Source organism: Pseudomonas sp. TKO26 (assembly GCF_003225665.1).
In the GTDB taxonomy this organism is placed as follows: domain Bacteria; phylum Pseudomonadota; class Gammaproteobacteria; order Pseudomonadales; family Pseudomonadaceae; genus Aquipseudomonas; species Aquipseudomonas saponiphila.
This window is the reverse complement of the sequence record NZ_QKLN01000010.1, coordinates 159,218-182,687: the sequence shown is the minus strand read 5'-3', so window position 1 is coordinate 182,687 and position 23,470 is coordinate 159,218. Positions and strand designations below refer to the sequence as shown.

The 23,470-nt window shown below is 65.8% G+C and carries 24 protein-coding genes and 1 pseudogene; 9 read left to right on the top strand and 16 right to left on the bottom strand.

Features of this window, described 5'->3' with window-relative positions; all coding sequences use genetic code 11:
- The first annotated feature begins 28 nt into the window (after positions 1 to 28).
- Both DNK59_RS16875 and DNK59_RS16870 read left to right on the top strand, forming a co-directional pair.
- A complete protein-coding gene (locus tag DNK59_RS16875; protein ID WP_110723952.1) occupies positions 29 to 1,444 on the top strand; it encodes an amino acid permease in 1,416 nt (471 codons plus the stop codon).
- A 152-nt stretch (positions 1,445 to 1,596) separates the two neighbouring features.
- Entirely contained in the window at positions 1,597 to 2,928 is a 1,332-nt protein-coding gene (locus DNK59_RS16870) for an OprD family porin (RefSeq protein WP_110723951.1), read from the top strand.
- Between the two features lie 81 nt (positions 2,929 to 3,009).
- Here the strand turns inward: DNK59_RS16870 and DNK59_RS16865 are convergent, their stop codons facing one another.
- The 11 genes from DNK59_RS16865 to DNK59_RS16815 all read right to left on the bottom strand — a co-directional run bounded on the left by DNK59_RS16865 (position 3,010) and on the right by DNK59_RS16815 (position 13,148).
- Complete coding sequence (locus tag DNK59_RS16865) at positions 3,010 to 3,456, bottom strand: hypothetical protein (RefSeq protein ID WP_146249910.1); 447 nt, start codon at positions 3,454 to 3,456, stop codon at positions 3,010 to 3,012.
- Positions 3,457 to 3,568: 112 nt separating this feature from the next.
- The gene (locus DNK59_RS16860) at positions 3,569 to 4,912 is read right to left on the bottom strand and encodes an MFS transporter (protein ID WP_110723949.1); all 1,344 of its coding nucleotides are present in this window, start codon (positions 4,910 to 4,912) and stop codon (positions 3,569 to 3,571) included.
- A 102-nt stretch (positions 4,913 to 5,014) separates the two neighbouring features.
- A complete protein-coding gene (locus DNK59_RS16855) occupies positions 5,015 to 6,004 on the bottom strand; it encodes an amidohydrolase family protein (protein ID WP_110723948.1) in 990 nt (329 codons plus the stop codon).
- Complete coding sequence (locus DNK59_RS16850) at positions 6,001 to 6,573, bottom strand: 3-hydroxyanthranilate 3,4-dioxygenase (protein ID WP_110723947.1); 573 nt, start codon at positions 6,571 to 6,573, stop codon at positions 6,001 to 6,003. Before DNK59_RS16850 ends, DNK59_RS16855 begins: the two co-directional genes overlap by 4 nt.
- A gap of 2 nt (positions 6,574 to 6,575) precedes the next feature.
- Positions 6,576 to 7,010 carry a RidA family protein gene (locus tag DNK59_RS16845; protein ID WP_110723946.1) on the bottom strand — a complete coding sequence of 145 codons (435 nt, stop codon included), beginning with the start codon at positions 7,008 to 7,010 and terminating at the stop codon, positions 6,576 to 6,578.
- The gene (locus tag DNK59_RS16840; protein WP_110723945.1) at positions 7,007 to 7,798 is read right to left on the bottom strand and encodes a 2-keto-4-pentenoate hydratase; all 792 of its coding nucleotides are present in this window, start codon (positions 7,796 to 7,798) and stop codon (positions 7,007 to 7,009) included. Before DNK59_RS16840 ends, DNK59_RS16845 begins: the two co-directional genes overlap by 4 nt.
- Positions 7,795 to 8,829 (bottom strand): 4-hydroxy-2-oxovalerate aldolase, encoded by a 1,035-nt coding sequence (gene dmpG, locus DNK59_RS16835; protein WP_110723944.1) that lies wholly within the window; start codon positions 8,827 to 8,829, stop codon positions 7,795 to 7,797. Before dmpG ends, DNK59_RS16840 begins: the two co-directional genes overlap by 4 nt.
- Positions 8,830 to 8,841: 12 nt before the next feature.
- The gene (locus DNK59_RS16830) at positions 8,842 to 9,780 is read right to left on the bottom strand and encodes an acetaldehyde dehydrogenase (acetylating) (RefSeq protein WP_110723943.1); all 939 of its coding nucleotides are present in this window, start codon (positions 9,778 to 9,780) and stop codon (positions 8,842 to 8,844) included.
- Positions 9,781 to 9,793: 13 nt separating this feature from the next.
- Positions 9,794 to 10,606 (bottom strand): 2-keto-4-pentenoate hydratase, encoded by an 813-nt coding sequence (locus tag DNK59_RS16825; RefSeq protein WP_110723942.1) that lies wholly within the window; start codon positions 10,604 to 10,606, stop codon positions 9,794 to 9,796.
- A 13-nt stretch (positions 10,607 to 10,619) separates the two neighbouring features.
- Positions 10,620 to 12,080: a 2-hydroxymuconic semialdehyde dehydrogenase gene (locus tag DNK59_RS16820; protein WP_110723941.1), complete on the bottom strand. Its 1,461-nt coding sequence runs from the start codon at positions 12,078 to 12,080 to the stop codon at positions 10,620 to 10,622.
- A 96-nt stretch (positions 12,081 to 12,176) separates the two neighbouring features.
- Complete coding sequence (locus tag DNK59_RS16815) at positions 12,177 to 13,148, bottom strand: LysR substrate-binding domain-containing protein (protein ID WP_110723940.1); 972 nt, start codon at positions 13,146 to 13,148, stop codon at positions 12,177 to 12,179.
- A 213-nt stretch (positions 13,149 to 13,361) separates the two neighbouring features.
- On the opposite strand from DNK59_RS16815, the gene DNK59_RS16810 reads away from it, so the two are divergent.
- The 3 genes from DNK59_RS16810 to mnmH are packed head-to-tail and all read left to right on the top strand — an operon-like array spanning position 13,362 to position 15,911.
- A complete protein-coding gene (locus tag DNK59_RS16810) occupies positions 13,362 to 13,727 on the top strand; it encodes a DUF4440 domain-containing protein (RefSeq protein WP_110723939.1) in 366 nt (121 codons plus the stop codon).
- Positions 13,728 to 13,770: 43 nt separating this feature from the next.
- On the top strand, positions 13,771 to 14,805 hold the full coding sequence (selD, locus tag DNK59_RS16805) for a selenide, water dikinase SelD (protein ID WP_110723938.1): 1,035 nt from the start codon (positions 13,771 to 13,773) through the stop codon (positions 14,803 to 14,805).
- Positions 14,805 to 15,911 carry a tRNA 2-selenouridine(34) synthase MnmH gene (gene mnmH, locus DNK59_RS16800; protein ID WP_110723937.1) on the top strand — a complete coding sequence of 369 codons (1,107 nt, stop codon included), beginning with the start codon at positions 14,805 to 14,807 and terminating at the stop codon, positions 15,909 to 15,911. Before selD ends, mnmH begins: the two co-directional genes overlap by 1 nt.
- 52 nt (positions 15,912 to 15,963) lie before the next feature.
- Here the strand turns inward: mnmH and DNK59_RS16795 are convergent, their stop codons facing one another.
- The 4 genes and pseudogenes from DNK59_RS16795 to DNK59_RS16780 form a co-directional block, all read right to left on the bottom strand.
- Positions 15,964 to 16,305 (bottom strand): DUF3077 domain-containing protein, encoded by a 342-nt coding sequence (locus DNK59_RS16795; protein ID WP_110723936.1) that lies wholly within the window; start codon positions 16,303 to 16,305, stop codon positions 15,964 to 15,966.
- A gap of 456 nt (positions 16,306 to 16,761) precedes the next feature.
- A pseudogene (locus DNK59_RS31810) lies at positions 16,762 to 16,941 on the bottom strand (type II toxin-antitoxin system HicB family antitoxin); the annotation flags it as partial.
- 190 nt (positions 16,942 to 17,131) lie between these two features.
- A complete protein-coding gene (locus DNK59_RS16785) occupies positions 17,132 to 18,187 on the bottom strand; it encodes a permease (protein WP_110723935.1) in 1,056 nt (351 codons plus the stop codon).
- 114 nt (positions 18,188 to 18,301) lie between these two features.
- Complete coding sequence (locus DNK59_RS16780; protein ID WP_110723934.1) at positions 18,302 to 19,078, bottom strand: IclR family transcriptional regulator; 777 nt, start codon at positions 19,076 to 19,078, stop codon at positions 18,302 to 18,304.
- 171 nt (positions 19,079 to 19,249) lie between these two features.
- On the opposite strand from DNK59_RS16780, the gene DNK59_RS16775 reads away from it, so the two are divergent.
- From DNK59_RS16775 to DNK59_RS16760, 4 genes are read left to right on the top strand one after another with little or no spacing between them, the layout of a single operon-like run.
- Entirely contained in the window at positions 19,250 to 20,014 is a 765-nt protein-coding gene (locus DNK59_RS16775) for an ABC transporter substrate-binding protein (protein WP_110723933.1), read from the top strand.
- A 60-nt stretch (positions 20,015 to 20,074) separates the two neighbouring features.
- Positions 20,075 to 20,731, top strand: a complete 657-nt coding sequence (locus DNK59_RS16770; protein WP_016964559.1) for an amino acid ABC transporter permease — start codon at positions 20,075 to 20,077, stop codon at positions 20,729 to 20,731.
- Positions 20,728 to 21,474, top strand: a complete 747-nt coding sequence (locus DNK59_RS16765; protein ID WP_110723932.1) for an amino acid ABC transporter ATP-binding protein — start codon at positions 20,728 to 20,730, stop codon at positions 21,472 to 21,474. Before DNK59_RS16770 ends, DNK59_RS16765 begins: the two co-directional genes overlap by 4 nt.
- Positions 21,471 to 22,760 carry an FAD-binding oxidoreductase gene (locus tag DNK59_RS16760; protein ID WP_110723931.1) on the top strand — a complete coding sequence of 430 codons (1,290 nt, stop codon included), beginning with the start codon at positions 21,471 to 21,473 and terminating at the stop codon, positions 22,758 to 22,760. The genes DNK59_RS16765 and DNK59_RS16760 overlap by 4 nt, the downstream gene beginning before the upstream one ends.
- Here DNK59_RS16760 and DNK59_RS16755 read toward each other — a convergent pair whose 3' ends face one another.
- Complete coding sequence (locus DNK59_RS16755) at positions 22,761 to 23,417, bottom strand: histidine phosphatase family protein (RefSeq protein ID WP_110723930.1); 657 nt, start codon at positions 23,415 to 23,417, stop codon at positions 22,761 to 22,763. It abuts the gene before it with no gap.
- Positions 23,418 to 23,470: the final 53 nt, after the last annotated feature.

Sequence of the window (23,470 nt, the reverse complement as noted above, 5' to 3'; positions counted from 1 at the left end):
CTGTGCCAAGCCTTGGAGCAAGCGTGTCATGACAAAAACAACAAGCACCTTCCAGCAAGTGGCAGACCGAGAAAAAGGTCTCAAGCAAACCCTGAGCAGCGGCCAGCTGTCGATGATCGCCATTGGCGGGGCGATCGGCACCGGGCTGTTCCTGGGCAGCAGTTTCGCCATCGGCTTCGCCGGCCCCAGCGTGCTGGTCAGCTATGGCATCGGCGCGGTGATCGCCCTGTTGCTGATGGGCTGCCTGGCGGAAATGACCGTGCGTCACCCCACTTCCGGGTCTTTCGGTTCCTTCGCCGAATTCTATGTGGCGCCCTGGTTCGGCTTCGCCATCCGCTACGCCTACTGGGCCTCCATCGTGTTTGCCGTGGGCACGGAAATCACCGCCGCGGCGATGTACATGAAGTACTGGTACCCCGAGGTGCCCGGGGGCTACTGGATGCTCGGTTTCTCCCTGGCGCTGATCCTGGCCAACGCCTTCAGCGTCAAGGTGTTCGGTAGCATCGAATACCTGTTTTCGCTGCTCAAGCTGTGCGCCATTGTCGCCTTCATCCTGCTCGGGGCCTGGGTGGTGTACGGCGCGGCGCCCGGCTCCGGGATCGGCCTGGCCAACTACCGCAACGACGGCGGCTTCTTTCCCCACGGCGCCTGGGGCACCTGGGTGGCGGTGATCGTGGCCTTCTTCAGTTACCTGAGCATCGAGATGATCGCGGTGGCCGCAGGCGAGGCCAAGGACCCGGAACGTGCAGTGACCCGGGCCTTTCGCATCACCGTGGTGCGCCTGGTGGTGTTCTACCTGCTGACCATCGCCCTGGTCCTGGCCATCGTGCCCTGGAGCCGCAACACCGGCGGCGAAAGCCCCTTCGTCATGGTCATGGCGGCCACCGGCATTCCCTATGCCGGCGGGGTGATCAACGCGGTGATCCTGGTGGCGGCGCTGTCGGCGATGAACAGCCAGCTGTACATCACCACGCGGCTGATGTTCAGCCTGTCCCGGGCCGGCCAGGCACCGGCGCTGTTCGGCCGCCTGAGTCGCAACGGCGTACCCCTGGCGGCGCTGCTGCTGTCCTCTCTGGGCATTGCCCTGGCCACCTTGCTGTACCTGGCCTACGCCGACCAGGCCTTCACCCTGATGATGTCGATCGCCATGTTCGGCGCCATGTTCACCTGGGCCGGGATCTTCCTCACCCACCTGTTCTTTCGCCGACGCCAGGGCTCTGAACCCTTGGCGTTCAAGCTCTGGGGCTACCCCTGGACCAGCTTGGGCGGCTTGCTGCTGATGCTGGCGGTGATGCTCACCACGCTGTTCACCGAACCGTTCTTCCTGACCCTGGTCTGCGGGTTGCCGTTCCTGGCGCTGATCCTGTTGATCTACTACCTGCGCTTTCGCGGCAAGCGGTCGCTGGACGCCGCGGCGCCCAAGCCGTTGCCGATCCAACCCTGAGTTCCGGAGCACCCCGTTCGCGGGAGCCGGCTGGTCGGCGAAGCGGTCCGCGTAATCGCCTTCGTCGGCAAGCCGGCTCCCACGGGGCCTTTGGTCACTGTCGATCCCTGTCGCCACCTTTACAAAAACAATAATCCACCAAGGGTTTTGCCATGTCTGACGTAATGCGCCGTTCACCGCTTTTGCTGTTGCCGCTGCTGGGTTGCCTGCCCTGGAGCGTCCACGGGGCTGGGGAGGAGCCGGCCGGTTTCATCGAGGACAGCCATCTGCGCATCCTGGCCCGCAACTACTACCTCAACCGCAGCGTCCAGGACGGCCGTGCCGACCGCAAGGACTGGACCCAGGGCTTTATCGGCCGCTTCGAATCCGGATTCACTCAGGGCACGGTCGGCGTCGGCGTCGATGCCTTCGCCACTCTCGGGCTCAAGCTGGATGCCTCCGGGGGCAAGACCGGCACCTACAACCTGCCGATCCACGACAACGGCAAGCCGGCGAACGAATACGCCAAGGCCGGTGCCGCGCTGAAACTGAAAGTCTCCGAAAGCGTGCTGCGTTTCGGCGAGCAGTCGGTGGACACCCCGGTGTTCGCCGTCGGCCACAACCGCCTGATCCCGGAAACCGCCACCGGCTTTGCCCTGGACAGCCAGGAACTGGACAAACTCAAGCTGCAGGCCGGGCATTTCACCTCGGCCACCGGCCACGTCACCACCAACAGCAATGGCGACCTCTGGGCCTTCTATGCCGGCGTCACCACGCCCTCGGTGGACTACCTGGGCGGCCAGTACGCGTTCACCGAAGACCTGGGCGCCAGCTTCTATGCGGCGCGTTTCGCCGACATCTGGAACCAGTACTACGCCAATCTCAATGGCCGTACCGACCTGGGGCAGGGTCGGCAGGCCGGTTTCGACCTCAACCTCTACCGCACCCTTGACACCGGCCAAGCCAGAGCTGGAGCCATCAATAACACCACCCTGGGCGCCTCGGTGTTCTATGGCTTGGGCGCCCACCGCCTGACCCTGGCGCTGCAGAACGTCGACGGCAACACCCCGTTCGACTACCTGGGGGTGGGCGACCTAGACCGCAACGGCCGCAATGGCCGCGACCAGGGCGCCTCGATCTACCTGCCCAACTCGGTGCAGTACTCGGACTTCAACGGCCCCAACGAGCGTTCCTGGCAACTGCGCTACGACCTGTCGCTGGCCGGCTACGGCATGCCCGGCTGGAACCTGATGACCCGCTACCTGCGCGGCTCCGGCATCGACGGCACGCACACGCCGGCGGGCAGCGCCTATGCCGGGATGTATGGCAAGGAGGGTGTGCACCGTGAGATCAACTTCGAAGCGCGTTATGTGGTGCAGAACGGTCCGCTGAAAGACCTGAGCTTTCGCCTGCGTCAGACCTGGCACCGGGCCAATGTGGCCCAGGGCGAGGGCAATATCGACGAGTTCCGGCTGATTACCGATTACCCGATCGAGATTTTTTGAAGGCAGGCTGCAAGGACCATGGCGTTGCCTCGCAAGGGGCAACGCCATGGTCTGTCCGGCAGCGCTTGCAGCCGTCTCTGCCTAGCTGAGTGCTGCAGCTTTTTTCTCTACCAGGCCAGCCCCCATGACCAGCATCTCAGGCAGGATTTTGCGCTGTTCTGCCGAGGCCACACCCAAATGTTCATCACCCTGCCAAAGCTCTCCGGCCACCACTCTCAGGTCGAGTCGGGTCTGGCTTTCTCGCAGGGCTTCATGGCCGACGCGGGGCCAGCGCTGCTTTTGCACCGGTGCCCTGGAGGTATAGAGCAGCAGGGCAAAGGTGTCGGCAAGCGGCTCGGGCAGTTGCTGGGCACTGACGCAAGTTGCATAGAGGCCCAGCAGGATCGTGTCTTTATAGCGCTGTGAAACGTACAGCACCTTGGCCGGCCTGAAGCCTTCGGTGATGGGGATCAGCACGATGTCGCCAACGGTGGTTTTTTGGCTGCTCATGGTCCAGGCCTTGTCCGTCAGTATTGGATTGGACGGCACGCCAGTGACTAGCTGGCATGCCGTCGCGCAGTATCGCGATTTTTGTGCCGAGCGCCAGCCATGGACATCCACATCCGCGCGTGGCTGGGCAAAAAGCGCGAGTACTTTTTATTCAAGCCGCTGCATTGGCCTCAGTGTCCGCTGTGTGCCGAGCGCGGTTCATCAGCCCCAGCGCCAGCGCGGCCAGCAGCACCGGGATGGCAATCCACATGAAGAATTTTTCCAGGCCCCCGGCGTTGTTGAACAGCCAGCCACCGAGCAGCGAGCCGACGATGGAGCCGGCGCGGCCGGCCGCCAGGGCCCAGGCCACGCCGGTGGCCCGGGACGTGGTGGGGTAGAGGGTGGCGGCGACCACGCTGAGGTTGTTCAGGGTGCCGGTGAGGCTGAAACCGGCCAGGAACACGATCGCCAGGGTGCCGGCGGCGCTGTGCAGTTGGCTGCCGGTCAGGGCCAGGGCGCAGGCGGCGATCAGGCACAGCCAGGGCAGGATGCGCAGGGCGCCGATGCGGTCCATCAGCAGGGCCATGGCGATGCCGCCGAGTACGCCGCCAAAGGGAATCATCGCGCTGATCCGTGCCGCGCCGCCGGTGTCGTAGCCGCTGGCCCGCAGCACCGTGGGCAGCCAGTTGGTCAGCAGGTAGAACACGAACAGGCAGCAGAAGAAGGTCAGCCACAGCAGCAGGGTGCGTGCCAGCTGGCCGGGGCTGAATAATGCCCAGAGGGGCGAGCGGGCGCCGGCCTCGCCGCTATCGCCCACCAGTCGTACCCGTTCCCAGTCGGACTGGCCGCTGATGCGGGTGATGATGCGGCGCAAGGTGGCGGTGTGGCGCGGGCTGTTGGCCATGAAGCACACCGATTCCGGCAGCGCCAGGTACAGCACCGGCAACAGCAGCAGGGGCGCCAGGCCGCCGATCAGCAGCAGGCCCTGCCAGCCCACCCGGGGCAGCAGTGCGCCGGCTACCGCGCCGCCCAGGGCCAGGCCCAGGGTGAAGCCGGAATAGCTCAGGGTCACCAGCAGCATGCGCCGCCGCGCCGGGGAGTATTCCGAGCTCAAGGTGATGCAGTTGGGCAGCACGCCGCCCAGGCCGATGCCGGTGATAAAACGCAGGATGCTCAGTACTTCGATGTTCGGAGAAAGCGCCGTGGCCAGGGTGCCCAGGCCGAAGATCGCTACGCAGGTCAGCAGCACGGCCTTGCGTCCGTGGCGGTCGGCCAGGGGGCCGAAACAGAAACTGCCCAGGAGCATGCCGAACAGCCCGGCACCGAAGGCCGGGGCCAGTTGTGCCCGCTCGATGTTCCAGTGCTGGATCAGTTCCGGGGCAATGTAGCCGATGGCGGCGGTGTCGAAGCCGTCCAGCAGGACGATCAGGAAACACAGCAATAGCACCCGCATTTGCAGGGCGGACAGAGGACTGCGGTCGATGAGTTCGCCGAGGTGTTGGGTTCGCTCGTACATGGGTGGCTCCTTATAGGTTTTGTTCGAGGCGGGCATGGGGTGCCCGCCGGATGACCACGGTGACGGGTGCAGCGAGGGGGATGGGGGGCTGAGTGCGGGCACTCAGTACAGGTTGAAGAAGGCCTGGGCGTTGCCGCCAAGCAGGCGTGCCTTGTCGGCTTCGGCCAGGGTCGGGTGTTCGGCGATGCCGCTGCCGATGCGCTGTTCGCCGAGGGGGAAGGGTGAGTCCGAACCCAGCATCACCCGTTCACTGCCCATCACTTCCACCAGCAGTTTCAGGGCGCCGGGATCGAACACCGCCGAGTCGACAAAGAAGCGCTTGACGTAGCTGGACGGCAACTGCGGGCAGTCTTCGCGGACGATGTCGCGGTGACGCCAGGCGTTGTCCACCCGGCCCAGGAGAAAGGCGAAGCCGCCACCGCCGTGGGCGAAGCAGATGCGCAGGGATTCGGGCAGGCGCTCGAAGGCCCCGGAAAGAATCAGCGACAGAATCCCCAGTTGGGTTTCCGCCGGCATCGCCACTAGCCACGGCAGCATCCATTTGCGCATGCGCTCGCCGCCCATCATGTCCCAGGGGTGCACCAGCACCGGGATGTTGTTGCGTCCGCAATGGTCGAGAAAGGTCACCAGATGATCGTGGTCCAGGTCGTGATTGCCCACGTGGTTGCCGATCTGCACGCCGACGTGGCCGATGGCCTGGGCCCGGCTGGCTTCGGCGCAGGCGGCGTCGAGGTCCTGCAGCGGCACCTGGGCCAGGACCTTGAGGCGGCGCTCGTGGCCGGCGGTCATGGCCATGGCCCGGTCGTTCATCAACCGGGCCCAGGGCAGGGCGCGTTCGATGGGCGCGTCGTAGGCGAACATCACTGGCGTGGCGCACATGATCTGCAGGTCCAGGCCTTGTTCGTCCAGGTGCTCGACACGTCGCGCCGGGTCCCAGAGCACGTCGTGCACCGGGCGAAAGGCTTTGTCGCCGACCATGATCTGGCCCCGGGCGCCGTCCTTGTGCAGCCAGGGCGCGCGCACCGGGTCCAGGCGCGCGGCCTCGGCCTGGCTGATGTCGGGGAAGAAGTGCGAATGCATGTCGATTTTCATAAGGGGGTCGCCGCCTTGAGGGTGTGGTGCCAGGTCTGCCAGTCGCGGCCCGGGTGGATTTCGCCGCAGCCGGTGCAGCGGCGCTGCTCGTCGCTGGTGGCGTAGAACTGTTCGTAGACCGGCGGCAGGTCGTTGACGATGCTCTGCAGTTGCATCTCATAGCGCTGGATCAGCGTGCCGCAGCGCGCGCAGGACCATTGCAGGGCGTCCAGCAGGCCCGCAGGCCGTTGGCGCTCCAGCACCAGGCACAGGCTGCCGGGCTCCGGGCGTTGCGGGGAATGAATGACGTGGGGCGCCATCAGGTAGATGTCGCCCTCGCGTAGGTCGATGCGTTCGTAGCGGCCGCGGTCCCAGATGTTCAGGTAGGCGTTGCCCTTGAACTGATAGAAGAACTCTTCCATGGGGTCGTCGTGAAAGTCGGTGCGCTGGTTCGGGCCACCGACCACGGTGACCATGAAGTCGGCGTCCTGCCACACCTGGCGGTTGCCCACCGGCGGTAGCAGCAGATGGGCATGTTCATCCAGCCAACGGTTGAAGTTCAGCGGTGCGCTGTAGTGGTGCTTGTCCATTGTTATTGTTCTCGGCGATTGAGCGGGGCGTAGGCCACCGCCTTGATTTCGATGCGCAGGTGCGGGTGTGGCAACTGATGCACGGCCACGGTGGTGCGGGTCGGCCCCTGTTCGTCGAAGTACTCGGCGTAGACCTGGTTGTAGGGGCCGAAATCGTTCATATCCACCAGGTAGGCGCTGATTTCCACCAGGTCCTGCAGCCCGGCGTTTTCGCTGGCGAGGATATCGCGGATGTTTTCGATCACGGCCCGGGTCTGGGCGCGGATGTCCAGCCGGGTGGTGCCCAGCTCGTCCACCTCGACCCCCTCGAAGCTGTTGTCCGGGCGGCGTGAACTGGTGCCGGAGACGAACAGCAGGTCGCCGGCGCGCTTGATGTGGGGGAAGCGGCCGCGGGGCTTGGCCTTGCCCGGGACCAGGGTGGCGCGGTTGGCGGTCATGAGCGTTCTCCCTGGGCCTGGCCGCTGCAGGTGAAGGCGCATTCGCCGTAGCCATTGATCTCCACCGTCAACTGCGCGCCGGGTGTCAGGGCTACGGCGGCGGTGGCGGCGCCGGCCATGATCAGGCTGCCGGCGGGCAGGCTGATGTCGGCCCGGGCCAGCAGTTGCGAGGCGTGTACCAGGCTGCGCAGCGGATGGCCGAGGATCGCCGCGGTCGAACCGGCCTCCACCAGGGCACCGTCCAGGCGCATCAGCACCCCGGCGTTGGCCAGGGTGGAAAAATCCCGGGACCAGGGGCCGACCACCAGCCCGGCGGAGGAGCAGTTGTCCGCCACCACGTCTTCCAGGCTGAATTTGAACGCCTCGTAGCGCGAGTCGATGATCTCGATGGCCGGGGCCACGGCCTCCAGGTAGTCCACGGCTTCAAGCTGGGTCAGGGGCCGGTCGATGGCGCGCCGGGTCAGAAAACACAGCTCCGGTTCGGCCCGGGGGTGGATGTAGCGGTCCAGGTTCAGCAGGCCGCCGTCTTCTTCCAGCATGGCGTCGGTGAGCCAGCCCCAGATCAGGCTGTCGACGCCCATCTGCTGCATCTTGGCGCGGCTGGTGAAGCCCAGCTTGAGCCCGATCATGCGTTCGCCGTCGGCGTAACGCTGGGCCATGGAGGCGCGCTGGATCTGATACGCCTGCTCCAGATCGAAGGGCGTGTGCTGGCTGAACTGGGGCAGGGCGCGAGCGTTGCGCGCGGCCTGATCCAGGGCACTGGCGATGGGGGCAAGATCGAGGTTCATGGGCGGGACTCCCGGGCAGCGAGCAGGTCAAGGGCGACGTCGACGATCATGTCTTCCTGGCCGCCGACCATGCGCCGGCGGCCGAGCTCGACCAGGATGTCGACGGTTTTCAGGCCGTAGGTGTGGGCGGCTTGTTCGGCGTGGCGCAGGAAGCTGGAGTAGACCCCGGCGTAGCCCAGGGCCAGGGTTTCGCGGTCGACCCGCACCGGACGGTCCTGCAGCGGGCGCACCAGGTCGTCGGCGGCGTCCATCAGGCGATAGAGGTCGGTGCCGTGGTGCCAGCCCAGCTTGTCGGCGGCGGCGATGAACACTTCCAGCGGCGCGTTGCCGGCCCCGGCGCCCATGCCAGCGAGGCTGGCATCGATGCGCTGGCAACCTTCTTCCACGGCCACCAGGGAGTTGGCCACCCCCAGGCCGAGGTTGTGGTGGGCGTGCATGCCGGTGGCGGTGTCCGGCTTGAGTACGGCCTTGAGCGCCCGAAAACGCAGGCGGATGTCCTGCATGTTCATCGCGCCGCCGGAGTCCACCACGTAGATGCAGGTGGCGCCGTAGCTTTCCATTTTCTGCGCTTGCACGGCGAGGTTTTCCGGGCTGGTCATGTGGCTCATCATCAGAAAACCCACGGTGTCCATGCCCAGTTCCCGGGCGCACTCGATGTGCTGGCGCGAGACATCGGCCTCGGTGCAGTGAGTGGCCACCCGCACCACCCGGGCGCCGGCGCGGTAGGCGGCCTTGAGGTCGTGCACGGTGCCGATGCCGGGCAGCAGCAAGGTGGCGATGCGCGCGTGTTCAAGCACATCGGCGGCGGCTTCGATCCACTCCAGGTCGGTGTGGGCGCCAAAGCCGTAGTTGAAGCTGGAACCCTGCAGGCCATCGCCGTGGGCCACTTCGATGCTGTCGACCCGGGCCGCGTCCAGGGCCCGGGCGATGGCCTGGACCTGATCCAGGCTGTACTGGTGGCGGATGGCGTGCATGCCGTCGCGCAGGGTCACGTCGGAAATGTAGAGCTTGTTGCCGGAGGTGGAGGTCATGGCGAAGCTCCTTCAGCGGTTGAGCAGCGACTGGGCCATGCGCTCGGCGGTGGCCAGCGCGGCGCAGGTCATGATGTCGAGGTTGCCGGCGTAGGCGGGCAGGTAATGGGCGGCGCCTTCGACCTCCAGGAACACCGAGGTCTTGAGCCCGCTGAAACGCCCCAGGCCCGGGATCAGCAACGGCGCCGAGGCCGGGATCGGCTCGAACTGCACCTGCTGCTTGAGCCGGTAGCCGGGCACATAGGCCTGCACCGCCGCGGCCATCTCGGTGATTGAGGCCTCGACCTGCCGCTGATCGGCGGCGGCCGACAGCATCAGCACCGTGTCGCGCATGATCAGCGGCGGTTCGGCTGGGTTCATGACGATGATCGCCTTGCCCCGGGTGGCGCCGCCGAGGGTTTCGATGGCATGGCGGGTGGTTTCGGTGAATTCGTCGATATTGGCCCGGGTGCCGGGGCCGGCGGATTTGCTGGCAATCGAGGCGACGATTTCCGCGTAGTGCACCGGGGCCACTCGCGACACCGCCGCGACCATGGGAATGGTCGCCTGGCCGCCGCAGGTGACCATGTTCAGGTTGAGGCTGTGCAGGTGCTGCTCCAGGTTGACCACCGGAATGCAGTAGGGGCCGATGGCCGCCGGGGTCAGGTCGATCAGGCGGATGCCTGGCTTGGCCTGGCGCAACAGCGCTTCGTTGTGGCGGTGGGCGCTGGCCGAGGTGGCATCGAAAACGATGTCGATGGCGGCAAATTCAGGCATGCGCAGCAGGCCTTCGACGCCTTCGTGGGTGGTGGCCACGCCCAGGCGCCTGGCCCGCTCCAGGCCGTCGGAAGCCGGGTCGATGCCGACCATGGCACTGATGTTCAGATGCTGCCCCTGGCGAAGGATCTTCAGCATCAGGTCGGTGCCGATGTTGCCGGAGCCGATGATGGCGGCGTTGAGGGTTCTGTTCATGGACGACTCCGGGTCATTGAGCGCTGGCGAAGGCGGCGCTGACGCTGCCCAGGCCCTGGATGTGCGCGGTGAAACGGTCCCCCGGCTGCACCGCGACCATCGGTCCGAGGGCGCCGGTCAGCAGGATGTCGCCGGCCCGCAGCGGCGTGCCCAGGCGCGCCAGGGTGTCGGCCAGCCACAGGGCGGCGTTCAGCGGGTTGCCCAGGCAGGCCGCGCCGGCGCCCACCGACACCGGCTCGCCACGCCGCGTCAGGCTCATGCCGCAGCGCACCAGGTCGAGTTTTTCCAGGGCCACCGGCTGGCTGCCGAGCACGAACAGCCCGGACGAGGCGTTGTCGGCGATGGTGTCGCTCAGGCGGATGTCCCACTGGGCAATGCGGCTGCCGACAATCTCGATGGCCGGCAGGGCAAAAGCGGTGGCACGGATCAGGTCGGCCAGGGTGTGGCGCTCATGGTTCAGGTCATGTTCCAGCACCAGGGCCACCTCGGCTTCGACCTTGGGCTGGCAGGTGTCGCGCCAGGCGATGGGCTGGTCGTCGCCGCGGGCCATGTCGGCGAACAGTTGGCCGAAGTCCGGTTGGTCCACCCCCAGCTGCTGTTGCACGGCGCGCGAGGTCAGGCCGATCTTGTGGCCCACCGGGCGGCGCCCGGCATCGATGGCCGCCTGGTTGTTGTACTGCTGCACCTGGTAGGCCAGGTCGGCCAGGGTGCTGTGGGGGTGCTCGGCCTGGGCCTGGGCGATCAGCCCGCGCACCGGCGCGCAGGGCTGGCCACTGGACTGGGCCTGGCGCAGTTGGTGCGCCGCTTCAATCAGGTCTGCATGCATGTCGGGGTGCCCCTCAAGGGTTGACGCAAATGGTGGTGATCGCCGAGTAGAAATCCAGGGAATGGCGGCCGCCTTCACGGCCCAGGCCCGAAAGCCGTGTGCCGCCGAACGGGGTGCGCAGGTCGCGCAGGAACCAGGTGTTGACCCAGACCATACCCACGTGGAAACGCCGCGACAGCTGATGGGCGCGCTTCAGGTCGCGGGTCCACAGGGCCGTGGCCAGCCCGTAGGCCGAGTCGTTGACCCGCTGCAGCACTTCGTCCTCGCTGTCGAACGGGGCGATGTGGCAGACCGGGCCGAACACCTCTTCGCGCAGGCAGCGGGCGTGGTCCGGCAGGTCGGTCCAGATCGTCGGCTGGACGTAGGCGCCCTGGTCTCGGGCATCGCCGAACTGCGGAATGCCGCCGCCGGTGACCAGGGTCGCGCCTTCTTCCAGGGCCAGTTGGAAGTAGCCCAGGACCTTGTCCCGGTGCTTGTGGGAAATCAGCGAACCCATGTTGACCCCGTCTTCATCGGGGTAGCCGATCTTCAACCGTTCGGCGCCGGCCTTGAGGGCGGCGACGAAGCGCTGGTAGATCGGCCGTTCGACGTAGACCCGCTCCGAGCACAGGCAGACCTGCCCCGAGTTGGTGAAGCTGGAGCGCAGGACCCCGGCCACCGCCGCATCGAAGTCGCAGTCGGCGAACACCACCGCAGCGTTCTTGCCGCCCAGCTCGAAGGACACTTCGCGCACGCCTTCAGCGGCGGCTTTCATGATGGTGGCACCGGTACGGGATTCGCCGGTGAAGGTGATGGCGTCGACGTCGCGGTGGGCGCTGAGAAATTCCCCGGTCGAGTTCGGGCCGAAGCCGTGCACCAGGTTGAACACCCCCGCTGGCACCCCAGCGTCGTGCATTACTTCGGCCAGCAGGTTGGCGCTGGAGGGCGTGTCTTCGGACGGCTTGACCACCACCGAGTTGCCGCAGGCCAGGGCCGGGGCGACTTTCCAGGTGAGCAGCAGTAATGGCAGGTTCCACGGCGAGATGATCGCCACCACGCCGTGGGGCTTGCGCACGCTGTAGCTGAATACGTCGTTGCCGTCGGCGCCGCGCATCTCGAAGATTTCGCCGCCGGATTGGCGCAGCAGCTCGGCGAAGGCGCGGAAATTCTGTACGCCACGGGCCACGTCCAGGGTCCGCGCCTGTTGCACCGGGCGGCCGGTGTCGGCGACTTCGGCGGCGACGAATTCCTCGAAGCGGCGCTCGATGCCTTCGGCAATCCGCAACAGCAGGTCGGCGCGCTGGCTGGCGCTGTAGTCGGCCCATGGGCCGGACTGCGCCGCCTTGGCCGCCGCCACGGCGCGGTCCACCAGGGGCCGGTCGGCCTCGCAGACCTGGCCCAGCACTTGGCCGTCGACCGGGGAGATATTGGCAAAGGTCTGGCGGCTGGCGACGAACTCGCCGTCGATGAAATGACGCAGCAGGACAGTGGACACTTGAACCTCCGAAACATGGGTTTCGGGGCGAGTGTAGGAAGGCCTGGTATTAGTGAATAATCAAAGATCGGCCGCTAACTATTATCAATTGGAATATCAGGGCGAGGCCTGGATCGGCGCCTGTTCGCTGTCGGCCCCCGCCCGGGCCAGGTCCAGGCACTCGCGGAACAGCCTGGCCGCCGGACCCAGATGGCGCTGGGCAGCGTAGAAGCAACCGATATCGCCGAACTGCAGCGGCGTCCCCAGATCGAAAGCCTGGAGCATGCCGGCCTGGATGAACTGCAACGAGGCCTCGAAGGGCATCAGGGCCACGGTGCGCTGGTCCTGCATCAGGCTGATGTTGGTGAGAATCGACAAGGATTCGGCGACATTGTCCGGGGTCGAAAGGCCGTTGTCGGCGAACAAGCGGTCGGCGGTGCGCCTCAACAGCGAGTCGCGGGTCGGCAGTACCCAGGGGTAGGCGTGCAGGTCCTCAAGGCTGACCGGGGCCTGCTGGTGCAACGGGTGGTGGACGCCCGCGACGATGCTCAGGTCCTCGCGATACAGCACCTCGACCTCCAGCGCCTCGCTGCGCCGATGCCAGTCGTCCGGCACCCGGCCTACCACCAGGTCGACATCGCCCACCGCCAGCGCCGGAAACAACTGGTCCATCTGCCCGACCCGCAATGACACCAGCACCCCCGGCGCGCGCTGCTTGAGCAACTGGATGGCCCGGGGCAGCAGCGAGGTCGAGGCCGAGATCAGGGTGCCGACCATGACATGCCCCGAGGTGCCTTCCTGGAAGGCGTTGACCTCGTCGGTCAGGGCCCGCAGCTCCGCCAGCAAGGACTTGGCCCGTTGCACCACCACCTGGCCCAGCTCGGTGGCGCTGACCCCGCGGTTGCTGCGTACCAGCAGCGGCGCCTCGAAGTAGGATTCCAGCTCGTGAATGATCTTGGTCACCGCCGGCTGGGTCAGGTTCAGCGCCTGGGAGGCGCGCACCAGCGAGCCGCTTTGCAGCACCTGCTCGAACACCACCAACTGGTGGAACTTGAGCTTGCGGGCGATGGACTGGGTGGTGAATTTCATGGCGGGCTCCGTCAGCGCCTTGCCCTGGCCTCGGTTGAGGGGCGAGGTGGCGCTTTTGTGGGTATGAGGACAAGCGTGCCCGGGCAGGGCGCTGCAAGCCTAACCAAAGCCCGGTGCATTTGCTTGGTTCAAGCGCGACCGCAGATGTCCGCTCTTCAGGTGTCGGGCGCGGATGCTAGAGTGCGCCACTGATCCGCCGCCTCGGGAGTGAGCATGGAATTGTCCGACCACCTGTTGATGCTCGAACGCCAACTGCAACAGGCCGAAGTGCGCGCCGATCGCCAGGCGCTGGAGGCCTTGCTGGCCGATGACTTTCTTGAATTCGGCGCCAGCGGCGGGCGCTGGAACAAGGCCCAGGTGCTGCACAGCCTGCCGCAGCAGGACTTCATCGAACGGTGCATCAGCGAGTTTGCGCTGCAGCGCCTGGCGGCCGATCTGGCCCAGGTCACCTACCTGTGCCATAACGCCGCAGCTGGCGGACGCGCGGCCAGCAGCGCCTGGCGCAGTTCGCTGTGGCGCTGCCGCGAAGGGCGCTGGCAGATGCTGTTCCACCAGGGCACACCCCGGCCCAGTGCCTGAGGGCTCTGCTAGAATCCCGGTCCCAGACTTGACGAGGTGCCCCATGAGCGAGCCGATTCGCCTGACCCAGTACAGCCACGGAGCCGGCTGCGGCTGCAAGATTTCCCCCCAGGTACTGGAGGTGATCCTGGCCGGCAGCGGGGCACAGAACCTCGACCCCAAGCTGTGGGTCGGCAACGCCTCGCGCGATGACGCGGCGGTCTACGCCATCGACGAAGAACGCGGCGTGGTCTCCACCACCGACTTTTTCATGCCCATCGTCGACGACCCCTTCGACTTCGGCCGCATCGCCGCCACCAACGCCATCAGCGATATCTACGCCATGGGCGGCGACCCGCTGATGGCCATCGCCATTCTCGGCTGGCCGGTGAACGTGCTGGCCCCGGAAATCGCCCGGGAAGTGATCCGTGGCGGTCGCGCGGTGTGCGATGCGGCGGGCATTCCCCTGGCCGGCGGCCATTCCATCGACGCGCCGGAGCCGATCTTCGGTCTGGCGGTGACCGGGCTGGTGGAAAAACGCTTCATGAAGCGCAACGACACAGCCACTGCTGGCTGCCTGCTGTACCTGACCAAGCCCCTGGGGATCGGCGTGCTCACCACCGCCGAGAAAAAGGGCAAGCTGCGCGACGCCGACATCGGCCTGGCCCGCGACTGGATGTGCACCCTGAACAAGCCCGGCGCGCGTTTTGGCAAGCTCGAAGGGGTGACCGCGATGACCGATGTCACCGGTTTCGGCCTGCTCGGACACCTGGTGGAAATGGCCGACGGCAGCGGCCTTACCGCGCAGATCCACTACGACCGCGTACCGCGCCTGCCGGGGGTCGAGTACTACCTGGATCAGGGCTGTGTGCCCGGCGGCACCTTGCGCAACTACAGCAGCTACGCCGAGAAAATCGGCCGGGTCCAAGAACTGCACAAACGCGTGCTCTGCGACCCACAGACCAGCGGCGGCCTGCTGGTGGCGGTGACGCCTGAAGGCAACGCCGAGTTCCTCGCCCTGGCGGCGGAACTGGGCCTGGAACTGGCGCCTATCGGTGAACTGGTAGAGCGACAGAGTCACGCGGTCGAGGTGTTCTGATGCCTCTGGACTGCACTGACTACCGCGAGATTTTCCTCAACGACCGGCCGATGATGGACACCCGCGCGCCGATCGAATTCACCAAGGGCGCCTTTCCCGGGGTGCTCAACCTGCCGCTGATGACCGACCAGGAACGCCAGCGGGTCGGCACCTGCTACAAGCAGCAGGGCCAGCAGGCGGCCATCGTGCTCGGGCATCAGCTGGTGTCCGGTGACATCAAGGCCCAGCGCGTCCAGGCCTGGGCCGAGTTTGCCAAGGCCCATCCCGACGGCTTGCTGTACTGCTTCCGTGGCGGCCTGCGCTCGCAGATCGTCCAGCAGTGGCTCAAGGAAGCGGGCATCGACTACCCGCGAGTCGGCGGCGGCTACAAGGCCATGCGCAGCTTCCTCCTGGACACCACCGAACAGGCCCTGCAGCAGTGCGATTTCGTCCTGTTGGGGGGCATGACCGGCACCGGCAAGACCGAACTTCTGGGGCAACTGGACAACGCCCTGGACCTGGAAGGCCACGCCAACCATCGCGGTTCCAGCTTTGGCCGCCGCGCCACCGGGCAGCCGAGCAACATCGACTTTGAAAACCGCCTGGCGGTGGACCTGCTGAAAAAGCGCGAGCGCGGGGTGCAGGCTTTTGTCCTCGAAGACGAGAACCGCATGATCGGCAGCTGCGCCTTGCCCTTGTCGCTGCACCAGGGCATGCAGGGGTTCCCCATGGTCTGGCTGGAAGACAGCCTGGCCAACCGGGTGCAGCGCATCCTCGACGATTACGTGGTCAACCTCTGCGCCGAGTTCGTGGCCGTGCATGGCGAAGAAGGTTTCGCCCTGTTCGCCGAACGCCTGCTGGAAAGCCTGAACAAGATCCACAAGCGCCTGGGGGGCGAGCGTCACCAGCGCCTGTTACTGCTGATGGAAGCGGCCCTGGCCGAACAGCTGCGCAGCGGCGACGTAGAACTGCACCGGGCCTGGATCGAAGGCCTGCTGGGCGAATACTACGACCCGATGTACGCCTTCCAGCGCGAGAGCAAGGGCGCGCGGATCGAGTTCGTGGGCGACCACGGCGCCGTGCTCGATTACCTGCGCCAGCGCCAGCGCCAGCCGCCATCGCGCTAGCGCTCAATCAACCGCGCGCTCGCAGCACCTGAGCGCGCGGTGTTTGCAGGCGTCAGCCGGCAGGGCGCTGACGGTCGAGCAAGGCCTCGACCACGGCCCGAGCCATTTCCACGGAATGCACCATGGACCAGATCAGCCCGCGTTCGATGCCGCTGGCGCGCTCGGTAATTTCATCGGACACCTCCTCGGCGCACTTGAGCAGCAGGGCCACATGCCTCAGGGCCTCTTCGGCATTGACCCCGGCTTGCACGCTGAACAGGGCATTGCCCTGGGCATCACGCAGGCCGAACGGGCGGGCCTGGGTCGGTTTCAGCGCGCTGAGCAGGTTGGCGTTGGCGCGATCCAGTTCGGGATCGCGCAGTGGGCGGGGTGGATCGGGGACGAGCTTTTTCATTGGGGTACCTACGACTCTAAGGTTAAGTAGAGCCGCCGGTCTCGCTTCCACACGAGAGGGTGGCAGCCGTGCGTGGGTGTGGAAGACCGGGGAGTCTTTTGGTACCCAAAACCCGGCGCACCCGAAGGTGCCCCACGCATGGCCGCCATAACACGTATCCGCAGGCGCAAAGCGTCGGCAGGTGCGTTGTAGCGTGTACCTATGACCCTTCCGGACTTCCACATCCGAGTCGCTGATTGCGCAGCGACCGGGGGAGACTGCCTGACGAAAACCAGGGGCACAAGCCGCTCAAAGGCGTTGGCGATTCTCTCGGACAAGCCTTACAAAACAAAGCGAAAACTCTGGTTTCAGGAGCGGCATTCCCTGATCAATTTGTTTCAAGACGATGCTGTGAAGGAGGGATGGTGCTTCGATTGGAGCCTGTGCTCAAAGGATTTCAGCGGGGGCATCCGATTGTTTGCAGGTGCTCAAATAGTCATCGACCGCCTCTTTGAACGCGACCTCCAGCTCAGTCAGGTTTTGCCCCTCATAGCTCACCAGGGCTTTGATGAACTGGAGCCTGCCAAAGAGGCAGAGGTCCTCGGTGCCGACTTCGATAGAGCCGTAAAAGCCCTTGTGTTGCAGCAGGTTGTTCACGGTATCAAGGCCTCCGGATCTGCATTGTTCGATGACTTGGTGGCGTATGTCGGTATTCAGCCCGTTGCTGGGGCGCGGTTTGTGCCGGTTGATCATTGCGTCGAGTCCGAGCCGATGCAAATGCCTGGAGCGGATGTGTCGCTGCCTTGTCCGAGCCCGGCTCGAAATTTCGGCAGCGACGAACATGGCTCTACAACAACACCGCACCAATCAACCCGCAGACAATCCCCACCAGCATGGTCAGCACGGCCACGGTCACCAGCACCCGGGCATCGAAGTCTTTGCGCAGCATCAGCAGCGACGGCAGGCTGATGCTCGGCAGGGTCATCAGCAGGGCCACCGCCGGACCGGTGCCCAGGCCCAGGGTCATCATGGTCTGGACGATGGGGATTTCGGCCGCCGTGGGGATCACGAACAGGGTCCCGGCAATCGCCAGCGGCACCAGCCACCACAGGCTGTCGCCCAGGGCGCCGTCGATATGGGGGAACAGCCAGACCCGCGCCGCGCCCAGCGCCAACACGGCGAGGATGTAGATCGGGATGGTGCTCCAGAACAACTGCCACAAGGTCTTGCCCCAGCGCAGCAGGAATGGCTGATCGTTCAGCGTGCTGGCTTCCACCACCGCGTCCACCGCAGCTTCCGGCAGCTTTTCCGGGCCGGCGATGCGTTGTGCGATCAGCGACACGCCCAGCACCAGGACGATGCCCGCCACCAGGCGCAAGGCGGAAAAGCCCCAGCCCAAAACAAAGCCCATGAACACCAGGGTCGCCGGGTTGAGCACCGGGTTGGCAATCCAGAACGCCAGCGCCGCGCCCACCGAGACCTTCTGCCGGCGCAGACCCGCCGCCACCGGCGCGGCGCAGCAGGAACACATCATGCCCGGCAGGGCGAACAGCCCGCCGCGCAGGGTCGAGCCAAAACCGGCGCGGCCGAACAGGCGCAGCAGCCAATCCCGGGGGATCAGCACCTGCAGCAGGGAACCCAAGATCACCGCCAGCACCGCAGCCTTCCAGATGGCCAGGAAGTACACCTGGGAATAGGCCAGGGCCGCGCTCCAGGGCGAGCTTGGCTGATCGTTGAGGATCGACGCACCGATGCTATGGCTGTCGGCGGCGACAAAGGCCTTGAAGTAATAGGGCGACCACTTCACGTAATACAGGCCGACCGCAGCGATGATCAGGAACAGCAGGGGTTTGCACCAGAACGCCCAGCCGCGGGTGGGCTGGGTGGAGGCGAGGTTGGTCATGAAGGGAATTCCGCACGAAGACAATAAGCGCGAATTGTAGCCGCTGGCGCTTCCCTAAGCTGCAAGTCTCAAGCTGCAAGCTCCAAGCCTCACCGCGTGCTTGTCGCTTGCCGCTTAGAGCGTTCGTATCGAGGTACGGATGGCCCGGGCGCATTCGATCACCGAGGGCGCGAGTTTGCGTTCGGCTTCTTCCAGGGTCCAGCGGCTGCTGGGCACTACCACGTGCACCGCGGCCACCGGCAGGCCTTGGCTGCCGAGGATCGGCGCGGCAATGCTCATGTCCCCCAGGAACAGCTCCTCCGGGTTCAGGGCGTAGCCGCGACGCTGGGTGGCGTCGATCTCGCGCTGAATATCCGCCAGTTCGGTCAGGGTGTGCCGGGTGTGGGCCTTGCGCTCGCTGGCTTCGAGAATCTGGGTGGCGTCGGCGGAGGGCAGGGCGCTGAGGTAGGCGCGCCCGGAACCGGTGCAGTACATCGGGATGCGGCTGCCGATGGGCATGTGGATGGGGATGAACTTGGGCGCCACGAAGCGCGCCACATAGACCATGTCCAGGCCATCGGGTTCGGTGAGGTTGGTGGTTTCCCCGGTGACCTGGGCCAGCTCGGCGAGGAACGGGTTGGCCACGTCCACCAGGGTGTCGGCGGCCAGGTAGTTGTAGCCGATCTCCATCACCCGTGGGGTCAGCTGGAAGCGCTTGGTCTGCGGGTGCTTACGCACGTAGCCGAGCTGTTCCAGGGTGTGGATCATGCGCTGCGCCGAGCTTTTGTTGATGTCGGCAGCCGCGGCGATTTCCGCCAGGTTCATGGTCCGTTGCGCGGCGTTGAAGGCCCGCAGCACCGCCAGGCCTTTCTCCAGTGACTGGTTGAAAAGGGAGTTGTTGTTATCGCTCATGACCAGTCCTATCCGAGTATTTTGTGTTTTAAATATCGATATTCGATATTTATAAATCTCTTTACGATTTTTGTAAATTGTTTATAGTCGGGCTCATGCCTCCTGCCTTCCACACCAGAGGCTATCCATCACGGACTTCAAACAATAAAACCGTCCAATGGGAGATTCGTCATGCACACCCGCACCCGCGTCCTTGCCCCCGCTGTATTCGCACTCTGTTGCGCCCTGGGCCTTTCGCTGTCGGCCCAGGCCGAGCCGCTGTACAAGGTCGGGGCCACCGCCACCGGCATTCCCTTCACCTTTCTTGACGTCAAGAGCCAGAGCATCGAGGGCATGATGATCGATGCCGCCCGGGCGGTGGGCAAGGCGGGCGGTTTCGCCGTGGACATCCAGCAGACCACCTTCGCCGCGCTGATCCCCTCCCTGACCTCGAACAAGATCGACATCATCTCCGCCGCCATGCTGCGCACCCCGGTGCGCGAGAAAGTGGTGCAGTACTCCGACCCGGTGTTCAGCTACGGCGAGGGCCTGATCGTCAAGGCCGACGACACCGGCGACTACCGCCGCATGGAGGACCTGGCCGGGGAAACCGTCGGCGCCCAGGTCGGCACGGTGTTTATCGACGAGCTGAACAAGCGCGGGATCTTCAAGGAAGTGCGCGGCTACGACTCGATCCCCGACCTGATGCGCGACCTGGCCCTGGGGCGGATCAAGGCCGGTTTCGCCGACCGGCCGATCCTCGCCTATCAACTGGCCCAGGGCACCCAGAACAAGGTGCGGCTGGTTCAGGGCTACCAGCCGGTGGTCATGGGCGATGTGTGCCTGATCGTGCGCAAGGGCGATGCGCAGACCCTGGCCGAGGTCAATCGCGGGATCGCTGCGATCAAGGCCGACGGCACCCTGGAGCGCATCATCGAGCACTGGAAGCTCAACTGAGCCAGTCGCGACCCGGCCTCGGCGCCGGGTCTTCTTCCTGCTGATTAAACGGGTCTCTCCATGTTTCTCCAGAACGCTCTGGACTTCCTGCCCATTCTGTTGAAAGGCGCAGTGGTCACCCTGCAGGTCACCGTTGGTTCCTTCGTGCTCAGTTCGCTGATCGGCCTGGTCTTCGCCTTGATGATGGTGTCCAAGGTGCGCTCGGTGGCGTTGTTCGCCATCGGCGTGGTCAACGTCATTCGCGGGCTGCCGATCATCGTCCAGCTGTTTTACATCTACTTCGTGCTGCCGGATTTCGGCATCCAGCTCAGTGCCATGCAGGCCGGGGTGATCGGCCTGGGCATCGCCTATTCGGCGTACCAGGCGGAGAACTTCCGCGCCGGCATCCAGGCCATTCACCAGGGGCAGATCGAGGCCGCCGAATCCATCGGCATGCGCGGGCCGATGATCATGCGCCGGGTGGTGCTGCCCCAGGCCCTGCGCATTGCCTTGCCGCCCTACGGCAACACCCTGGTGATGATGCTCAAGGACTCGTCCCTGGTGTCCACCATCACCGTGGCCGAGATGACCCGGGCCGGGCAGCTGATCGCCTCCTCGACCTTCGAGAACATGACCGTCTACACCCTGGTGGCCTTGCTCTACCTGGCCCTGAGCCTGCCGCTGTCCTTTGCCCTGCGCCGCCTGGAGGCGCGCATCAGCACCCGGAGAAAGCCATGATCCAGATCAAGGGCGTACACAAGAGCTTTGGCAACGTGGCGGTGCTCGAAGGCATCGACCTTCAGGTGCACAGCGGTGAAGTGGTGTGCCTGATCGGGCCTTCCGGTTCCGGCAAGTCGACCCTGCTGCGCTGCATCAACGGCCTGGAAAGCTACGAGCAGGGCGAAATCCTGGTCAGCGGGGCGCGGGTCGAGCGGCAGGCCAAGAGCATCCACGAACTGCGCACCCGGGTGGCCATGGTGTTCCAGCGCTTCAACCTGTTTCCCCATCGCACGGCCTTGCAGAACGTCACCGAGGGCCCGATCTACGTCAAGAAGCAGGACCCGAAGCAGGCCCGGCTGCGGGCCGAGGCGCTTCTGGAAAAGGTCGGCCTGGCCCATCGCATGCACGCTTACCCGGATGAGCTGTCCGGCGGTCAGCAGCAACGGGTGGCGATTGCCCGGGCGCTGGCCATGGACCCGGAGGCGATTCTCTTCGACGAGCCCACTTCAGCCCTGGACCCGGAGCTGGTGGGCGAGGTGCTGGCGGTGATGCGCAAGCTGGCCGACGAGGGCATGACCATGATCGTGGTCACCCATGAAATGGGCTTTGCCCAGGACGTGGCGGACCAGGTGTGCTTCCTTCACAGCGGGCGCATCGTCGAGGCCGGGCCAGCCAGAACCGTGCTCAGCACCCCGAGCCACCCGCGCACCCAGGACTTCCTGCGGCGCCTGCTGAACCAGGGCGCGGAGGTGCAGGCATGAGCGCCTCGCAAGCCTTGTCCATGCCGCCCTCGCTGTGGGCGGCCACGGCCAGGCCGGCCGAGCACACCCCGGCGCTGGCCGAGGATCGGGAAGTCGATGTGGCGATTGTCGGCGCCGGCTACACCGGGCTGGTGAGCGCCCTGCGCCTGGCCCAGAGCGGCGCCAGGGTCTGTGTACTGGATGCCGGCGAGCCCGGCTGGGGCGCCTCCGGGCGCAACGGCGGGCAGGTGATCCCCGGGCTCAAGTTCGACCCCGAGCAACTGCTGGCGCAGTTCGGCCCGGTGCAGGGCGAGGCGCTGATCGAGGCCGTGGGTTCGGCGGCCGATGAGGTGTTCGGGCTGATCAAGGAACACGGCATTCGCTGCGACGCCACGCGCAAGGGCTGGATTCAGCCAGCGTTTTCCGGCGCGGCGATGCGCACCCTGGAACAGCGCGCCGAGCAGTGGCGCCAGCGCGGCGTGGCCGTGGAGTTGCTGGACAAGGCCGCCGTCAGCCAGCGCATCGGCAGCCCGCAGTACCTGGGCGGCTGGGTCGACCCGCGGGCCGGCAGCCTGCACCCGTTGAACTACGCCCGTGGCCTGGCCCGGGTGGCCATGGGGTTGGGGGTGAGCATTCACGGCCAGAGTCGGGTGCGTCAGCTGCGGCGCGACGGCGGCCAATGGACCCTGGAGACCGCGCAAGGTGCTCGGGTGCGCGCGCCGAAGGTGGTGTTGGCGACCAATGGCTACAGCGACGACCTGTGGCCAGGGCTGCGCCAGACGCTGATCGCCGCCAACAGTTTCATCATCGCCACCCGACCGCTGCCCGCCGAGCTGCGCCAGAGCATCCTGCCGGGTGGCGAGGTGTGTTCCGATGCCCGGCGCCTGCTGCTGTATTTCAAGCAGGATGCCCAGGGGCGCCTGCTGCTGGGCGGACGCGGGCCGTTTTCCGAGCCGCGCCGGGATGCCGACTGGAATCACCTGGAGCGCTCGTTGCTGAACCTGTTTCCGCAGTTGGCGGGCATCCCCATCGAATACCGCTGGAGCGGGCGCGTGGCCCTGACCCCGAGCTTTCTGCCGCAGTTGCACGAGCCGGCGCCGGGGCTGTCGATCCTCTTGGGCTACAACGGGCGCGGCATAGCCTTGTCGACTTTGCTGGGCAAGCACCTGGCGGCGCGGCTGACGGGGGCGGGGCAGGGCTTTCCGTTCCCGGTCACGCCGTTGCGGCCGATTCCGCTGCACGGCCTGCAACGCCTCTACCTGGGCGCGGGGATCGCCTGGTACCGGTTGCTCGACGCCCTGGGCTGATCAGCTCGGGCAATCCTGCTCGCCGCCATCCAGGCCTTGCTTGTAGCTCTGGCTGTGCAGGCTGGCCTTGCCGTTGCGCCAGGTCAGGGTCAGCACGTACAGCGAGTCGAAGTCGCTGGAGGCCCAGTCCTCGGTGATCGGGCGCTTCTGGCCCACGGCCTGTGCGGCGACCTTGTTGATCAGCTCCGGCAGGTAGCCGTGGGACCAGGCGGTGTAGATGGTCGCGTTGTGGTAGCGGTCGTGCAGTAGCTCGTCCGCCAGGTCGCTGGTGTCGTTGGCGGCAAAGTCGATGTTCACCGGCAGGCCGAGCTTGATCGCGCTGGGGCTGATGGTCATCAAGGGGCGGATATAGCTGTAGGAATTGTCCTGCTCGCCTTCCTCGACATTGCGCGTCGGGTCGGCGGCGAACACGTACTGTGCCTTGCCGAATTTTTCCGGCAGCAACGTGGCCAGGTCGAGGGCCCGGTTCAGGCCCTGGCAGTTGAGCTGGCCGAGGCCGCCTGCAGGTTTTTCGGCATGTCGCAGGAACACCAGGGTCTGGGTGCCATCCACCGGTTGTGCACGGCTGGCGCTGGATTCCAGGGACAAGGCACTGCCCAGCAACAGGGCCGGGAGCAGCAGGTAGGCGCGGTTCTTGAGATGGCGTAACAGGGGCATGGCGAGCTTCTTCAGCGCAAGGGTGGAGGCTGACAAACCTGTGTATTCCCTGT

Bases quoted from the DNA above. Each gene is read 5' to 3' on its own strand.
- DNK59_RS16875 (WP_110723952.1), top strand. From the start codon at position 29: ATGACAAAAACAACAAGCACCTTCCAGCAAGTGGCAGACCGAGAAAAA.
- DNK59_RS16870 (WP_110723951.1), top strand. From the start codon at position 1,597: ATGTCTGACGTAATGCGCCGTTCACCGCTTTTGCTGTTGCCGCTGCTG.
- DNK59_RS16860 (WP_110723949.1), bottom strand. From the start codon at position 4,912: ATGTACGAGCGAACCCAACACCTCGGCGAACTCATCGACCGCAGTCCT.
- DNK59_RS16855 (WP_110723948.1), bottom strand. From the start codon at position 6,004: ATGAAAATCGACATGCATTCGCACTTCTTCCCCGACATCAGCCAGGCC.
- DNK59_RS16850 (WP_110723947.1), bottom strand. From the start codon at position 6,573: ATGGACAAGCACCACTACAGCGCACCGCTGAACTTCAACCGTTGGCTG.
- DNK59_RS16845 (WP_110723946.1), bottom strand. From the start codon at position 7,010: ATGACCGCCAACCGCGCCACCCTGGTCCCGGGCAAGGCCAAGCCCCGC.
- DNK59_RS16840 (WP_110723945.1), bottom strand. From the start codon at position 7,798: ATGAACCTCGATCTTGCCCCCATCGCCAGTGCCCTGGATCAGGCCGCG.
- dmpG (WP_110723944.1), bottom strand. From the start codon at position 8,829: ATGACCTCCACCTCCGGCAACAAGCTCTACATTTCCGACGTGACCCTG.
- DNK59_RS16830 (WP_110723943.1), bottom strand. From the start codon at position 9,780: ATGAACAGAACCCTCAACGCCGCCATCATCGGCTCCGGCAACATCGGC.
- DNK59_RS16825 (WP_110723942.1), bottom strand. From the start codon at position 10,606: ATGCATGCAGACCTGATTGAAGCGGCGCACCAACTGCGCCAGGCCCAG.
- DNK59_RS16815 (WP_110723940.1), bottom strand. From the start codon at position 13,148: ATGAAATTCACCACCCAGTCCATCGCCCGCAAGCTCAAGTTCCACCAG.
- DNK59_RS16810 (WP_110723939.1), top strand. From the start codon at position 13,362: ATGGAATTGTCCGACCACCTGTTGATGCTCGAACGCCAACTGCAACAG.
- selD (WP_110723938.1), top strand. From the start codon at position 13,771: ATGAGCGAGCCGATTCGCCTGACCCAGTACAGCCACGGAGCCGGCTGC.
- mnmH (WP_110723937.1), top strand. From the start codon at position 14,805: ATGCCTCTGGACTGCACTGACTACCGCGAGATTTTCCTCAACGACCGG.
- DNK59_RS16795 (WP_110723936.1), bottom strand. From the start codon at position 16,305: ATGAAAAAGCTCGTCCCCGATCCACCCCGCCCACTGCGCGATCCCGAA.
- DNK59_RS16785 (WP_110723935.1), bottom strand. From the start codon at position 18,187: ATGACCAACCTCGCCTCCACCCAGCCCACCCGCGGCTGGGCGTTCTGG.
- DNK59_RS16780 (WP_110723934.1), bottom strand. From the start codon at position 19,078: ATGAGCGATAACAACAACTCCCTTTTCAACCAGTCACTGGAGAAAGGC.
- DNK59_RS16775 (WP_110723933.1), top strand. From the start codon at position 19,250: ATGCACACCCGCACCCGCGTCCTTGCCCCCGCTGTATTCGCACTCTGT.
- DNK59_RS16770 (WP_016964559.1), top strand. From the start codon at position 20,075: ATGTTTCTCCAGAACGCTCTGGACTTCCTGCCCATTCTGTTGAAAGGC.
- DNK59_RS16765 (WP_110723932.1), top strand. From the start codon at position 20,728: ATGATCCAGATCAAGGGCGTACACAAGAGCTTTGGCAACGTGGCGGTG.
- DNK59_RS16760 (WP_110723931.1), top strand. From the start codon at position 21,471: ATGAGCGCCTCGCAAGCCTTGTCCATGCCGCCCTCGCTGTGGGCGGCC.
- DNK59_RS16755 (WP_110723930.1), bottom strand. From the start codon at position 23,417: ATGCCCCTGTTACGCCATCTCAAGAACCGCGCCTACCTGCTGCTCCCG.